General features: G+C 66.7%; 13 protein-coding genes. 7 read left to right on the top strand and 6 right to left on the bottom strand.

What is annotated here, in order from left to right; all coding sequences use genetic code 11:
- Positions 1 to 147 precede the first annotated feature (147 nt).
- Positions 148 to 1011 carry an NAD(+)/NADH kinase gene (locus DMR_RS15045; RefSeq protein ID WP_015861789.1) on the top strand — a complete coding sequence of 288 codons (864 nt, stop codon included), beginning with the start codon at positions 148 to 150 and terminating at the stop codon, positions 1009 to 1011.
- A complete protein-coding gene (locus tag DMR_RS15040; protein WP_015861788.1) occupies positions 1008 to 2768 on the top strand; it encodes an ARMT1-like domain-containing protein in 1761 nt (586 codons plus the stop codon). Before DMR_RS15045 ends, DMR_RS15040 begins: the two co-directional genes overlap by 4 nt.
- Positions 2769 to 2941: 173 nt before the next feature.
- On the opposite strand, the gene DMR_RS15035 is transcribed toward DMR_RS15040, so the two are convergent.
- The 3 genes from DMR_RS15035 to gatB all read right to left on the bottom strand — a co-directional run bounded on the left by DMR_RS15035 (position 2942) and on the right by gatB (position 6523).
- Positions 2942 to 3733 carry a sulfide-dependent adenosine diphosphate thiazole synthase gene (locus DMR_RS15035; RefSeq protein WP_015861787.1) on the bottom strand — a complete coding sequence of 264 codons (792 nt, stop codon included), beginning with the start codon at positions 3731 to 3733 and terminating at the stop codon, positions 2942 to 2944.
- Positions 3734 to 3764: 31 nt separating this feature from the next.
- Positions 3765 to 4808 (bottom strand): S-methyl-5-thioribose-1-phosphate isomerase, encoded by a 1044-nt coding sequence (gene mtnA, locus DMR_RS15030; protein ID WP_043600805.1) that lies wholly within the window; start codon positions 4806 to 4808, stop codon positions 3765 to 3767.
- A gap of 284 nt (positions 4809 to 5092) precedes the next feature.
- The gene (gene gatB, locus DMR_RS15025) at positions 5093 to 6523 is read right to left on the bottom strand and encodes an Asp-tRNA(Asn)/Glu-tRNA(Gln) amidotransferase subunit GatB (protein WP_015861785.1); all 1431 of its coding nucleotides are present in this window, start codon (positions 6521 to 6523) and stop codon (positions 5093 to 5095) included.
- A gap of 224 nt (positions 6524 to 6747) precedes the next feature.
- On the opposite strand from gatB, the gene DMR_RS15020 reads away from it, so the two are divergent.
- Together DMR_RS15020 and DMR_RS24915 are read left to right on the top strand one after the other, a co-directional pair.
- Positions 6748 to 7122 (top strand): hypothetical protein, encoded by a 375-nt coding sequence (locus DMR_RS15020; protein ID WP_043600803.1) that lies wholly within the window; start codon positions 6748 to 6750, stop codon positions 7120 to 7122.
- Positions 7123 to 7311: 189 nt separating this feature from the next.
- Positions 7312 to 7488: a hypothetical protein gene (locus tag DMR_RS24915; RefSeq protein ID WP_158304254.1), complete on the top strand. Its 177-nt coding sequence runs from the start codon at positions 7312 to 7314 to the stop codon at positions 7486 to 7488.
- Between the two features lie 245 nt (positions 7489 to 7733).
- Here the strand turns inward: DMR_RS24915 and DMR_RS15010 are convergent, their stop codons facing one another.
- Both DMR_RS15010 and DMR_RS15005 read right to left on the bottom strand, forming a co-directional pair.
- Positions 7734 to 9104: an aryl-sulfate sulfotransferase gene (locus DMR_RS15010; protein ID WP_015861782.1), complete on the bottom strand. Its 1371-nt coding sequence runs from the start codon at positions 9102 to 9104 to the stop codon at positions 7734 to 7736.
- 57 nt (positions 9105 to 9161) lie between these two features.
- On the bottom strand, positions 9162 to 9992 hold the full coding sequence (locus DMR_RS15005) for a hypothetical protein (protein WP_015861781.1): 831 nt from the start codon (positions 9990 to 9992) through the stop codon (positions 9162 to 9164).
- A 171-nt stretch (positions 9993 to 10163) separates the two neighbouring features.
- Between DMR_RS15005 and DMR_RS15000 the strand changes: the two genes are divergently transcribed.
- The 3 genes from DMR_RS15000 (at position 10164) to der (ending at position 13401) form a co-directional block, all read left to right on the top strand.
- Positions 10164 to 10964 (top strand): DUF2092 domain-containing protein, encoded by an 801-nt coding sequence (locus tag DMR_RS15000; protein WP_043600800.1) that lies wholly within the window; start codon positions 10164 to 10166, stop codon positions 10962 to 10964.
- The gene (locus DMR_RS25400; protein ID WP_232502809.1) at positions 10957 to 11718 is read left to right on the top strand and encodes a hypothetical protein; all 762 of its coding nucleotides are present in this window, start codon (positions 10957 to 10959) and stop codon (positions 11716 to 11718) included. Before DMR_RS15000 ends, DMR_RS25400 begins: the two co-directional genes overlap by 8 nt.
- A 348-nt stretch (positions 11719 to 12066) precedes the next feature.
- Complete coding sequence (der, locus tag DMR_RS14990) at positions 12067 to 13401, top strand: ribosome biogenesis GTPase Der (protein WP_015861778.1); 1335 nt, start codon at positions 12067 to 12069, stop codon at positions 13399 to 13401.
- A gap of 265 nt (positions 13402 to 13666) precedes the next feature.
- Here the strand turns inward: der and gpmA are convergent, their stop codons facing one another.
- Complete coding sequence (gpmA, locus tag DMR_RS14985; protein ID WP_015861777.1) at positions 13667 to 14416, bottom strand: 2,3-diphosphoglycerate-dependent phosphoglycerate mutase; 750 nt, start codon at positions 14414 to 14416, stop codon at positions 13667 to 13669.
- Between the last annotated feature and the right edge of the window lie 13 nt (positions 14417 to 14429).

The following is a 14429-nucleotide window of genomic DNA, read 5'->3' as shown; positions in this document are numbered from 1 at the left end:
TCGCCCTAACCTTTAGAGGGAGCGGCAAAAAAAATCCATGCCCAATCGCCGGGAAACCCGGGGCCGCCTTCCTTGTATCGCCTGCCCCTTTGCCTTATAACACGCTTCCCCCGGCCTGATCGGGGCAACAACAACCGGACCCACATCATGTCGCCTTCCATACGCACTGTTCTCGTCATCTACAAAGCCGACCACGACCAGGCCCGGGCCATGGCCTGGACCGTGGCCCAATGGCTTGCCGCCCGGGACGTCGTGTGTCTCGTGCGGGAAAATCTGCCCGACGCCGCCCACGCGGTCCTGCCGGCCGGGGCCGTGGTGGCCGCGCCGCCGGACCTGGCGCTCATCCTTGGCGGCGACGGCACCATGCTCTCGGCCGCCCGCAAGCGCGTGGTCGACGGCGTGCCGCTACTGGGCATCAACCTCGGCCGGGTGGGCTTTATGACCTCGGCCGGCCTCGCCGACTGGGAAGCGGTGCTCGGCGACATCCTGCGCAACGGCTTTGTTGAGACCCGCCGCCTCATGATCGAGGTGGCCGTCATCCGCCGGGGCGAGACGGTCTTTTCCACCATCTCGGTCAACGACGCCGTGATCAGCCGCGGGGCCATGGCCCGGCTGGCCGCCTTTGACGTGACCCTTGGCGATACCGACGTCTGCACGCTTCGGGCCGACGGCGTGGTCATTTCCACCCCCACCGGCTCCACCGCCTACTGCGTCTCGGCCGGCGGGCCGCTCATCTACCCGGGCCTGGACGTCCTGTGCGTGGTGCCCATCTGCCCGTTTTTAAGCGACTTCAAACCCGTGGTCGTGCCGGCCGACGCGCCGGTGCGCCTGGCCCTGTCGGCCCCGGAAACCAACATGTACCTGACCTGCGACGGCCAGGAACTCTTTGCCCTGGACGACCACGACGTGGTGCTCGTCACCAAGGCCGACCGCTGCCTGCGTCTGGCCAAGCGCCCGGGGGAAAGCTATTTCGAGCGCCTGCGGCTCAAGGGATTTATTAACCGCCCATGATCCAGGAAGTCCCCTCCGTTCTGCCCGTCCCCGGCCAAGCCCCGCGCTACGGCGTCGATCCCATCCTCGACGCCTGGCTTTTGCATTTCATGACCGAGAACAACCTCGAACACTCCATCGACCCGGAAAAAAACGCCTCCCCCGAGCAGCTGCGCTTCATGGTGGCCCTGGCCCCGGACCAGATCTACGTGCCCTGCACCGACGCCATGTTCGGCCATCTGCTCACCGAGCAGGCCGATCCGCTGGTGGTGGCCGAGTACGACGCCCGCCTGGCCCGCATCGACGGGCTCATCGACGCGTTTGTCCCCGACGACTACACCCGGCGCAAGATCCGCACCCTGTGCCAGCTCAAGTACCGCCAGGCCCTGGTCAAACCTACGCTGATTCCCTCGCGCCTGGGCAAGCGCCTCAACACCATTTTCCTCACCCAGTCGGGCCTGGACGACCCCTACCGGGAACGCCGCCGGGCCGCCAACCGCCGGGCCTTCGCCTTCATCCAAAGCGAAACCTTTCGCGGCATGCTCCACGCCTGCCCGACCGATCTGCCCGGCTGCGGCTCCATCCCCGAGCTGCGCCATGTCCTGGACCTGCTGGAGCTCAAGCGGCTGTTCGCCATGTCCGTCATGCCCGAAGTCTGGGAGGGCGACGGGGCCTGTCCCGGCCCGGAAGCCCTGGACGCGGTCATGGAAAGCTTCCCGCCGGAATTTTCCCGGCTGGAGACCATGCTCGATCCCCGGCGCGGGGCCAGGCTCAAGATCCTTTATCTCATCGATACCGCCGGCGGGGTCATGTTCGACCTGCTGGCCGTGCGCACGCTGTTGCGCATGGGCCACCGGGTCATGCTGGCCTTCAAGGAGGGTTTCTACTTCGAGGCCCCGACCATCTGGGACACCGACGGCGACCCCATCCTGGACACGGCCCTGGCCGACGCCCATTTCCTCACCGACCAGCGCATCACCAAAAACGAGCTGCTGCAGGTGATCCGCGAAAATCCGCTCACCGTCATCTCCGACGGCACCCGCGAGCGGCTTAATCTCTACCGCGTGTCCGTGACCTTTGCCCGGGCCTGGAAAGAGGCCGATCTCGTGGTGGCCAAGGGCGAACGCAACCATCGTCGGCTCATCCTCACCAGCCACCAGTTCACCCGGGACGTGGCCGCCTTCTACCGCCTGCCCGGCGACGGGCTGCGTTTCGACTTCAAGCCCCGCGCTCCCGGAGCGGTGTCCTTTACCGAGGCCGAGATCACGGCCAAGGCCGAGGAGATCATCCTCGGCATGCGCCAAGCCAAGACGGCCGGCCGGTCAGTGATGTTCTACAGCGCCATCATCGGCTCGGTACCGGGCCAGACCAAGGTGGCCATCGAGCTGGTCACGGCCTTTGTGGCCTACCTGCGCCGCAAGCTGCCCGGGGTCTACATCATCAATCCGGCCGAGCACTTCGAAGAGGGCATGGACGCCGACGATTTGATGTTCATGTGGGAAAAGGTGCAGCGCAGCGGCCTTATTGATGTGTGGCGGTTCCAGACCCACTTCGACATCGAAAAGAGCTTCGAGCTCATCGGCCGCAAGGCGCCGCCGGTCTGGGCCGGCAAGGACGCCACCTTCTCCACCGGCTGCACCAAGGAGATGCGCATCGCCCTGTCCATGCAGCAGCGCCACCGGGAAATGCAGATCATCGGCCCGGACCCGGAAAAGTTCTTCCGTCGACGCGAATACGGCGTTGGGCGGTTTTGCGACGCGGGGATCGATTGTGGGTAGGGGGGAAAGAGGCCTCCGGCGGCCGGGGGGATGATCCCCCCGGACCCCTGCAAAGGGAAAGGCGGGGCGAGACTCCATAAAAAAGGGCCGCAGCGCAATGCCGCGGCCCTTTTCTGTGGAGGGAGCGTTTTCCGGTTTCGGGAACGGGAGCGGTTTTCGCCTGCCCTGGTCTGCTAGCCTTTCAGCTTCGCCGCGATGTCGGCGGCGACCTTTTCGCCCGACAGCAGCATGCCGCCGAAGATCGGCCCCATGCGGTAGGAGCCGTAGCTGGCGTTGGCGGCCATGCCGGCCACGTACAGTCCGGGGAAGATCTCGCGGGTGTTCTTGACGGTGTTGATCTCGGCCGTGTCGGCCCACATGGACTGTTCGCCCTCGATGCCGCCCGAGGGCGTGTTGAGGCGCACGTCGTTTTTGCGCACCAGGGTTTGCAGCACTTCCACGGCGTGGCCGGTGGCCTCGACGAGGTATTTGGACCCCAGCACCACGGGATCGACGTGCAGGCCGGCGATTTCCACGGGCGAGGAGTTGATGACGATGCCGGTGACGCGTTTGACGCCGTTTTCCTCGCGCAGCATGACGTCCTCGACGCTCATGCAGTTGAAGATCTTGGCGCCGGCCAGGCAGGCGGCCGAGGCCAGGGTGGTGGTGGCGGCCACGGCGTCGGCGGTGAAGTAGTTGTCCTTGTAGCGTTTGACCGGCACGCCCACGTCGGTGAGCAGGTGCACGCTCTCTTCCTGGACGACGATCATGTTAAACGTCATGCCGCCGCCCCACATGCCGCCGCCAAGGGACAGCTTGCGTTCGAACAGGGCGACGTTGAAGCCGTCGGCGGCCAAAAGCCGGGCGGCGGTCATGCCCGAGGGGCCGCCGCCGACGATGGCGACGTCAAGATCAAGGCTCGATTTGAACTTCTCGAAATAGGTCTCCAGGATGGCCTGGGTGATGATGCGTTCGTCGAGAGACATCTGTTGGGTCCTTTTCGCTTTGGGTTGCGTACTACTTCCCGCCGATGACGGCGCGAATGGACTCGACATAGGGCGCGGTCAGGACACCGCGCTCGGTGATGATGCCGGCGATGAGTTCGGCCGGGGTGACGTCGAAGGCGTAGTTGTAGACCGGGACGTTTTCCGGGGTGATGCGGTGTTCGCCCACATGGGTGACTTCGCGCGGGGTGCGGTCCTCGATGGGGATCTCGTCGCCCGTGGCGATGCGCAGGTCGAAGGTGGAAGCCGGAGCGGCCACGTAGAAGGGCACGCCGTGGGCCTTGGCGGCCAGGGCCACGGTGTAGGTGCCGATCTTGTTGGCGGCGTCGCCGTTGGCGGCGATGCGGTCCGCGCCGACCACGACCTTTTGGACCATGCCGCGCTTCATGAGATGGCCCACGGCGTTGTCGCAGGCGACGGTCACCGGGATGCCTTCCTTGGCCAGCTCATAGGCGGTCAGGCGCGCGCCCTGCAAAAACGGCCGGGTCTCGTCGGCGATGACCTGGATGCGCTTGCCCTGCTCGAAGGCGGCCCGGATGACGCCCAGGGCCGTGCCGTAGCCGGCCGTGGCCAGGGCGCCGGCATTGCAGTGGGTGAGCACGGTGTCGCCGTCGGCAATGAGGTCGGCCCCGTTTCTGCCCATGGCCTTGTTGATCTCGATGTCTTCGCTGTGCATGTCCTGGGCCAGACCCAGCCAGGTCGAGAGCAGCGTCTCCAGGGAGACGTCGCCCATGGACGCCCATTTTTCCCGCATCCGTTCCACGGCCCAGCGCAGGTTGACGGCGGTGGGGCGGGCCTGTTCCAGCTCGACGAGGAGTTCCCGCAGGCGGTCCTTCCAGGCGTCTCCGGCTTCGGCCGCTTCGCGTCCGGCCAGCCAGCAGCCGTAGGCGGCAGTGACGCCGATGGCCGGCGCGCCGCGAACCACCATGGTTTGCAGGGCGTAGACGGTGTCGGCGGTGTTGCGCACCACGAAGCATTCCTCGCGGTCGGGCAGGAAACGCTGGTCAAGGAGGAGCAGGGCCTGTTTGTCGACGGAAAAGGCGATATGGTCGGTCATGGCGGCTTCCGGGATAAGAGTGTCCAAAACGCGCCCCGCGCCGCCTCCGGGCGGTCGGGCAGGCCCTGGCGGCCAGGGCAGCATCAGTCGCAAATTTGGCGTGTTGCGTTTCACCCTGGCCCGGGCGGCCGCCCAAAAGGCGTCGCCACAAGCCACGCGCAAAACCCTTCCGCGCAACGCTCCGGGCGGTTCGCCGCGTCATGAGGCTGCGCCGCGTCCGAGCAAAAAGGGCGGCAGGCCGCGTTCACCGCGGCCGGGATTCCTTTCGTCTTCGGAGCGCGGCCCTAGCCGAGCTTTTTTTGCAGCAGTTCGTTGACGAGCCCCGGGTTGGCCTGACCCTTGGTCGCCTTCATGATCTGCCCCACGAAAAAGCCCATGAGCTTGGTCTTGCCGCCCCGGAAGGCTTCCACCTCGGCCGGGTTGGCGGCCAGCACGGCCTCCACGGCAGATTCCAGAGCGTTGGAATCGGAAATCTGCGACAGGCCCTTTTGACGCACGTAATCGGCCGGGTCAAGGCCCTGGGCAAAAAGGTCGGGGAAGATTTGCTTGGCGATCTTGCCGGAGATTTCGCCGGAGTCGATGAGCTTTACGAGGGAGGCCAGTTTCTCGGGGGTGAGCTTGGCGTCCCGGGCGGCGACGCCAGCCTGGTTGAGTTCGCGCAAAAGCTCGCTTTGCATCCAGTTGGCGGCCTTTTTGGGGTCGGCCCCGGCGGCCACGGCGGCTTCGAAGTATTCGGCCATGTCGCGCTCGGCGGTGAGCACTTCGGCGTCGTAGTCGGACAGGCCGAAATCGGCGACGAAGCGGGCGCGGCGGGCTTCGGGCAGCTCAGGCAGTTCGGCGCGCCATTTATCCAGGGTGGCGGCCTCGATGCGCACGGGCACGAGGTCGGGGTCCGGGAAATAGCGGTAGTCGTGGGCCTCTTCCTTGCCGCGCATGGAGGCGGTGGTGTTTTTGGCGGCGTCGTAGAGGCGGGTTTCCTGGATGACCTTCCCGCCGTCGTCGAGGATGTCGGCCTGGCGTTCCACCTCGTATTCAATGGCTTTTTGGACGTGGCGGAAGCTGTTGAGGTTTTTGAGCTCCGCCCGGGTGCCGAACTCGGCCTGGCCCACCGGGCGCAAGCTCACGTTGGCGTCGCAACGGAAGGAGCCTTCTTCCATGTTGCCGTCGCACACGTCGAGGTAGACGAGGATGGCGCGCAGGGCCTTTAAGTAGGCCACGACTTCCTCGGGGCCGCGCATGTCCGGTTCGGAGACGATCTCGATAAGCGGCACGCAGGCCCGGTTGAGGTCCACGTAGCTTAGGTTGTCGGCGGCGGAGTGGATGTTCTTGCCGGCGTCCTCTTCCATGTGGATGCGGGTGATGCCGATTCGCTTGGCCGTGCCGTCCACGGTGATGTCCACATGGCCGTGCTCGCAGATGGGCTGCTCGAACTGGGAAGTCTGGTAGCCCTTGGGCAGATCGGGATAGAAATAGTTCTTACGGGCAAAGACCGAGACCGGATTGACGACGCAGCCCGTGGCCAGGCCCATCTTGGCGGCATACTCGACGACCGTGGCGTTTAAGACCGGCAACACGCCGGGCATGCCCGAGCAGACTGGGCAGACATTTTCGTTGGGATCAACGCCAAAGCGGGTGGAACAGGAGCAAAAGATTTTGCTTTTGGTTTTGAGCTGGGCGTGGACCTCGACGCCGATGACCGTTTCGTACCTGGCCATGAAAGGGGCTCCTTGCAGCGGCCGCGCAAGCCTGCGCGGGGCGAAATTTCGCTGGCGGGTGTACCCCGCTTCCGGCAAGCCGGTCAATGGCACGCCAAGGCGCAACTTGGTCCGGCAAACGGTTGTAATTTTGGAGCGGCGGGCCTACAACGGGCATGGACGCGCCCGCCTGCGCCGGCTGGCGGCGGGGATGTCCCACCATATTACAGGACGCGAGGCATGCCATGGGTCGAATCGACATGTTGACGGGACGCGGCGGACGCGTTGCCGGTTTTGTTGCGGCGGTTTGCTGTTTGGTCGTGTTGGCGCTTTTTGCCCCCGGGCAGGCGGCGGCCCAGGATTATGACTCCATGATGCCGGAGCAGCTGGCCAAGGAGCTGCGCAAGGCCGAGACCGAGTACCGCAAGGTGATGGAAGAGGTCCGGGCGGCGGAAAACGAGCGCATCGCCCGCAAGGCGGCCGGCGCGGCCGACGCGGCCCTGGCCGAGGCGGACGCGGCCCTCAAAAGCCTGCTCGGCAAGGCCGAGGAATTCAAGATCAAGGCCGATTACCTTGACGAACTCTACGAAGTGAAGCGCAAGGAATACAAGAACAAGTAATCCTGGTGCAGGGTGTCGGCAAACGGCCGCCGCCGGAGTCGCGCACTCCGGCGGCGGCCGTCTCTTTTGGCGGGTTTGTGACAGGATTGTAAAGAACTGATGCGGTATTGGCTTGCCAAAATCATGAACATTGTCTATGAAGTGATCGTGGAAGTTGTATTGTTGCTGCACGAACCAAGGAGGAGGAGCATGAAAAAGTGGATTTCCGCTGCACTGTTGGCCTTGACTCTGGGGATGTGTTTGGCTCCAACCGCCGCCATGGCGGCTGATCCGGCATCGACGCTGTATCAGAGCATCGTCGATGCCCTTGGCAACAACAACGGCAAGTTTGAGACCGTCGACTTTTTCCTGATCTGGCTCGACTAGTCGTATTCAGCTTCGCGTTGTACGGGGCCGCCTGAGCGGCCCTTTTTTATTGTGCGTGACCTGCGGCCGGACGTCTTTAGCGGTGCAGAACCATCGAGCTGGCGTCGCATTCTCTCCCGGACGCGATGCCAGGGGAAAACACCTCATGCTGGGCGGGAAATATAACCAGCCGTGCTGTTTGAAAGACAGACCAATCAATCAGGCTCTGTTCATTGCGCCGTTTGCCTGGAGAAGCGGAAACGGCGTCAGGCCGAAAAGGCGGCCAGCGCAGCGGGCGAGCCGGCCATGAGCGCCTTGGACGTCCCCAGAGTCGTTTCCACGGCATTGGTGGCGTAGCGCGCAAGCATCCCCAGGGTCGCATCCTGGGGGATCAACGCCTTGCCGGCCAGGCCGGCGTAATCCTCGGGATACCAGCTGGCGTAAAAGACCGACGTCTCCGAGCCCGGAGCCGCGCCTTCGAGCACGGTGCGGTCGGCGTCGTAGACCCAGGCCGTGTCGCCCTCGGGCGTCACTTCCACCAAGGTCCCGGCGTCGCCCACGGTGGTGAGGGTGTTGCCGTCGGGCAGGCGCTGGGCGCCGCTCATGCGGGCGGAATAATACGTGGTCGGCGTCTGCGCCGTGTAGGACCAGCTCGCTTCGGCCGGGCCGTAGGTTCCGTCGGAGGACAGATAATAGATCCCGTCCCCGGCCGTGGGCACGGCCAGTTCCAGCACCCGGGAATACTTGCCGCCCAGGCGCTCGGCCCCGTTGTCGAAAACCAGGATATTGCCGGCCCCGGGCAGGCCGTCGTCGATCCACTTGGCGTCGTGCTGGCCGTTAAGCTCCCGGTCGGCCCGGGTTCCGGCCCGGTAGGCCTCGGGATTGCCCCAGCGGTAGAGCAGGTCGCCGCCGTGGCCCCAGTCTCCGCCCGTATGGCCGGCGGCCTCGGCCGTGGTGGTCGTGTGGTCGATGATCCAGATTTCGTTGTAGTTGCGCACGCTAACGAGCACCTGTCCGGTGTCTTCGTCGTAGTCCACGCTGTTCATGTGGGTCCAGCCGTCCGGGAAGGACGGCCGGCCCTCGTAGTTGAAGTCCACGAGTTCCGGGTGGGCGGCCACGTTGCCGTACGTGCCCTTGCCGGGGGTCACGTCCTGGACGATGTGGTCGATGGCCCGCCACTCCCAGACCACCTCGCCGCCGGAAAGGCCGTCCGGCTTCACTTCCACGAGCTTGTCGGCCACGAGATAGCCGTCGCGCAGCTTGGCGGGATCGCGGCCCAGGGCCAGGGCTTCGTCGGCGGTGATGATCTCGGCGGCGATAAACAGCACGTTGCCGTTTGGCAGGACGGTGAAATCGTGGTGCTGGAATTCCTCGGCGTCGTTGTAGAAATACTGCCAGACCAGGTTGCCGTCCCAGTCGTATTCTTCGATGACGCCGCCGGAACCATGGATGTAATGGTCGTTGGCCACCTTGCCGGCCCGGAAAAGATGGCCGTCCTCGGTGAGCGTGGCCGTCAGCCCGGCGTTGAAGTCGCTTTTCCAGGTATGGACCACCGCGCCGCCCCGATCGACCAGATAGGTGAACGTCGATTCCTGCGGGGCGACCAGGACGTAACCGGAAAGCACGGACTCGCTCATAAGGCCTCGCCGAAAGTGGTTGTGGTCAAACGGCCCGGGCCAAGCGCCGCATCAGGATCATGCCATGGCCGCCGGCATTTCGGAAGCCTTGCGGCCGCGCCAGGCGGCGGCGAAGTCGAGATAGCCGGCCACCCGGTTTTGCCGGTCATAGGCCGGGGATTCCTCGGGGCGCGGGGCAATGGCCCAGGTCCAGGTCCGGTCCGGCGGCGGCAGGGCCACGCCTTCCAGGGCGTCGCAGCTTTCGAGCACCTTGTCGCCGTCCACTCGCTCCCAGGCCGTGTCGCAGCACAGGCAGACCCGGCCGGGCAGCCCGGCCAGCCAGTCGCCATGGGCCATGACGATTCCCGTGTAAAAGGCCTGCCGGGCCTCGTCGGGCAGGCGGCGGCCCAGGCGTGAATAAAACGGGATGGCCAGCTGGGAGGCCAGATTGACCGAGGCCGTGAAGTCCGGGGCAATGCCGGGCAGCGGATCAGGCAGGGGCACGGGGGAGGGCAGGGCGGCCCGGCCCTTGGCGACGTCGCGGGCGACCCCGGCCAGACCCGTCACGTCGGCGGCGACCAATCGCACGTTAGGCAACCCCTTGGCCAGGGCACGGGCCTGCCAGGGGTGGTGGGCATCGACCAGCACCACCTGGGCAAACTGTTCGGCCAGCTCGGCCACGGGCACGTCCAGGCAGGCCCCGGAACCCAGGACCACGGCGGTGTCGCGTTCCGGGGCCAAGACGGCGGCGTCGAGGACCAGCCGCCTGGTGGCGGCCAGATGCGGTTCCCAGGCCGCCCGGCAGCGGCGGTGGCGGGCGGCGATGGACACGGCCTCCCGGTCCTGGCCCAGGCTGCGGGCCAGACGCGCACCCCGGTCGCGCCACAAAGCGAACAGTTCCCGAAGCATGTTCCCTCCGTCAAAGTAGTGTAAACCAACCCGGCGAGAGCCGGCAAGAGGGGCGGAACCTTGCCCGCCGCCTCGCTTTTCTTGACACCCCCCCGGGCCGGCTCCTAGTGTCGCACAATGCCCAATCGGTTCGCCCGAAACGCGGCGGGCCGGCAACCCAAGGAGGTATCCATGCGACGCATCCTGTGGACGGCGGTCCTGTGCGCCTGGCTGGCCGCCGTGCCGGCCGGCCGGGCAGCCGCCCAGACCGCCCCGGCCGAACCGGCCAAGGCCGCGGACATCACCCCCGAGGCCAAGGCCCCGGTGGAGGCCATGTGCGCCTTTCTGGCCGGCAAGAAAACCTTCACCTTCTCCGTGGAAATAAACGAGGAACAGGTCTACCCCAGCGGCCAGACCGTGCAGCTCACCCGCTTCGCCGACGTGGCCGTCAAACGCCCGGACAAGCTCTATTCCCGGGTCACCGGCGACGAGCGCGACCGGGAGATGGTCTACGACGGCAAGACCGTGACCATGGCCGACTACGACCGGGGCGTCTACGCCGTGGTGGACGCGCCGCCAACCATCGACGCGACCATCGCCATGCTGGCCGACACCTACGGCATCGTCGCGCCGCTGTCCGACCTGCTCTACGCCGACCCATGCCGGGAAATCCTGGCCAATGTGCGCACCGGCGACTGCGTGGGCGTGCACACCGCCGGCGGAGTGGCCTGCGACCATCTGGCCTTCACCCAGAAAAACGCCGACTGGCAGCTGTGGGTGGAAAAGGACAAGACCCCGCTGCCGCGCAAGGTGGTCATCACCGATAAGCACGTCATGGGCTGGCCCCAATACGCCGCCGCCTTCTCCGACTGGAACATGACGCCCAAGCTGCCGGCCGATCTTTTCACCTTCAAGCCCGGCAAGGAGCTGCGGCGCATCGAACTCAAACCTCTGGCCGAGGGCCAGGCGGCCCAGGGAGGCGGCCATGAATAGCCCCACCCGACGCGCCCGGCTGGCCGGGACCATCCTGGCCCTGGCCGCGGCCCTGACCCTGGTCTTCGATGTTCCCGGCATCGTGGCCCTGTCCCATCTGCTGACGCCCGAGGCCCAGGCCCGGGGCGGCGGCGGTGGCGGTCCGCGCGGCGGCGGCGGGGGAGGCCCCCGCCCCGGCGGCTTTGGCGGCGGGCCACGCCCGGGCGGATTCGGCGGCGCGCCGGGAGCCATGGCCCCGCCAAGCGGCGGTCTGCGCTTCGGCGGCGGCCCGCCCATGGGACCCACGCCCACGGTCCGGCCGCCCGCGCCCGGCGGCATGGCCAAACCCAATTTCGCGCCCATGCCCGGTCCGGTGCCGGTGGCGCCGGGCATCGCGCCGCGGCCGCCCGTGGCCGGCCCGGTCCCCGGCCCTGGAGTGCGGCCGCCCGCGCCGGTTCCCGTCCCCGGCCCGGGCTACGGTCCCCGACCCATCGCGCCGGTCCCGGTGCCCGGCCCCGGCTATGGCCCCCGGCCCATCGCGCCCGTGCCGGTTCCAGCCCCCGTGCCGGTGCCCGGACCGCGCCCCTGGGGACCGCCGCCGCCCATCGCGCCCGGCCCTTGGCTGTGGGCCCTGCCCGCTGCCGCCGCCGCCGTCACCATTGCCGGCATGACCTACTATAACGTCAACAACACCTGCTATATCGAACAGTACCAGGGCGACCGCGTGGTCTACGTCCCGGTCAAGGGGCCCTGCCCGCCGCCGCCGCCGTATTGAGCCGGCAACAACCCCACGAAACACACGCCGATGTCCGGGAGAGGGAAACCTCTCCCGGACCGCTCCGCCGCCGCCAGATCCAGCCAAATCCGTTGGCTCAAGGGGATGGGGACGATCCGAAACTCTTGCCCGGTTCCCGGCCTGGCGGACGCCGTGGGCTTGACCGGCCCCGAAGCGTTGCATAATGGCTGTTGACATGTCCCCCCAAGCCATGATGAAGAGACTGGTTCGCGTCGGCGAATGCAGCCGGCCTGACCGAGCCCCGACCGGCCGGCACGCCAGACCCGCTCCGGCGGCCGGGGACCATCCCCCGCGCCAGGCCGCCCCCCAGTCCCTCAAGGAGATCCCATGCCCCCTATCGTGGCCATCGTCGGACGGCCAAACGTAGGCAAGTCCACGCTTTTCAACCGGCTGACCCGTGGTCGCCGGGCCATCACCCATGACCTCCCCGGCGTCACCCGGGACCGGTTGGAGGCCCCGGCCGAGATCGAAGGCCGCTTTGTCACCCTGGTCGATACCGGCGGCATGGACTACGAGGCCGAGGAAAGCCTGGCCAGACAAATCGTCGAACAGGCCGAGGCCGCCCTGGTCACGGCCGACGTGGTGCTGTTTCTCGTGGACGGCAAGGCCGGCCGCACCGCCTTGGAAGACGATCTGGCCGAGCGTCTGCGCCGGCTGGGCAAGCCCGTCATCGTGGCCGTCAACAAGGTCGACGGCCTGGAGCGCGTGGCCGCCATGACCGCCGACTTCCACGCCTGGGGCCTGCCGCTTCTGGCCATTTCCGCCGCCCACGGCCAGGGCATGGCCGAGCTGGCCGAGGCCATCGCCGAGCGCCTGCCCGAAGCCGAGCCGTACGACCCGGACGCGCCCCTGGTCCAGACCGTGCTGCGTCTGGCCGTGCTCGGCCGGCCCAACGCCGGCAAGTCGTCGCTCATTAACGCCCTGGTCGGCGAATCGCGGCTCATCGTCAGCGACATCGCCGGCACCACCCGCGACGCCGTGGACGTGGTGGTGCATCAAAAAGGCAAGCGCTACCTGTTCGTGGACACGGCCGGCGTGCGCAAGCGCACCCGCATCACCGACGGCCTGGAGCGCTACAGCGTGGCCAAGGCCCTTTCCAGCGCCAAGCGGGCCGATGTGGCCGTGGTCGTCATCGACGCCACCGGCGGCGTCGGCGTCCAGGACAAGCGGCTCATTTCGTTTCTGGACAGCGAGCGCAAGGCGTTTTTGGTGGCCGTCAACAAGACCGACCTCGTGCCCCAAAAGGACATGCTGGCCCTGCAAAAGGACATCGCCCGGGAACTGCGCATGTGTTCCCACGTGCCGGTGCTCTATATGTCGGCGGCCAAGGGCAAGGGCGTGGCCAAGGTGCTGCCCCAGGCCGAGGCCATCTGGGCCGAGTGTCAGATCCGCATCGGCACGGGCGAGCTCAACCGGGCCATGCGGGCCTCGCTGGACAAGCACCAGCCGCCCCTGGTCAACGGCCGGCGGGCGAAGTTCTACTACCTGACCCAGGCCGCCGACGCGCCGCCGACCTTCGTCTTTTTCGTCAGCGACACCGAGCGAGTGCGCGATTCCTACATCAAATACCTGGAAAACAGCCTGCGCAAGCTCTTTGGCATCGCCACGGCCCCGGTCAAGGTCGTCTGCCGGGCCAGCCACAAGCCCAAGGACGAGCGGTAGAGGAGCGACCGCGAAAAGCGCCTATGGCGGTTCGTAGACAACAAACCAAACCCATTATTATTCCTAAAAAAATACTGTTGTATTTTTAAGGGACGCCCGACCGCGAAAAAGCCCCTTGCCGCAACCGCGCCAGGGGGCTTTTTGTAGGACGCAGCCAACCCGCCGCTCCCTTTGCTCTCTCACGCCTCCAACCATCCCCCTTTCAGGGAGGGTCCGGGAGGGGGTCACCCCCTCCCGGACGCCGGAGGCATCTTCCTCGTTTTTCTTATCCCTTCGCCTTGCCCTGGGCGGCCACGGCGGCGGCTTTGCGGGCCACGGCTTCGGCGTCGCCGAGGTAGAAGTGTTCGAGGGGTTTGAGGGAGGCGTCGAGTTTGTAGATAAGCGGCACGCCTGTTGGGATATTGCATTCGCTTATGGCGTCGTCGCCGATGGCGTCGAGGTATTTGACCAGGGCGCGCAGGGAGTTGCCGTGGGCGGCCACGAGCAGCCGCGTGCCCGAGGCGATGGCCGGGGCCATGACGTCGTGCCAGAAGGGCATGACCCGGGCCACGGTGTCCTTGAGCGATTCGCAGCGCGGCAGTTCGGCGTCGGTGAGGGTTGCATAGCGCCGGTCGCGGCCGGGGAAGCGTTCGTCGGCGGGGTCCAGGGCCGGGGGCGGAGTGTCGTAGCTTCGGCGCCAGACGAACACCTGCTCCTCGCCGTACTGGGCGGCCATTTCGGCCTTGTTAAGGCCCTGGAGCCCGCCGTAGTGGCGTTCGTTTAAGCGCCAGGATTTGGTGACCGGCAGCCACAGGCGGTCGAGGCCGGTCAGGAGGATGTCGAGGGTCATGACGGCCCGGGAGAGCACCGAGGTCAGGCAGGCGTCGAAGTCGTAGCCGCCGTCGCGAAGGAGGTTTGCCGCCTGGGCGGCTTCCTCCCGGCCCTGGGGCGTCAGGCCCACGTCGGTCCAGCCGGTGAACCGGTTTTCGAGGTTCCACACGCTTTGGCCGTGGCGCACGAGGACCAGGGTATGCATGGCGCTCTCCCGG

The organism is Solidesulfovibrio magneticus RS-1 (assembly GCF_000010665.1).
Classification (GTDB): Bacteria; Desulfobacterota; Desulfovibrionia; order Desulfovibrionales; family Desulfovibrionaceae; genus Solidesulfovibrio; species Solidesulfovibrio magneticus.
This window is presented reverse-complemented; position numbering and strand designations above follow the sequence as displayed.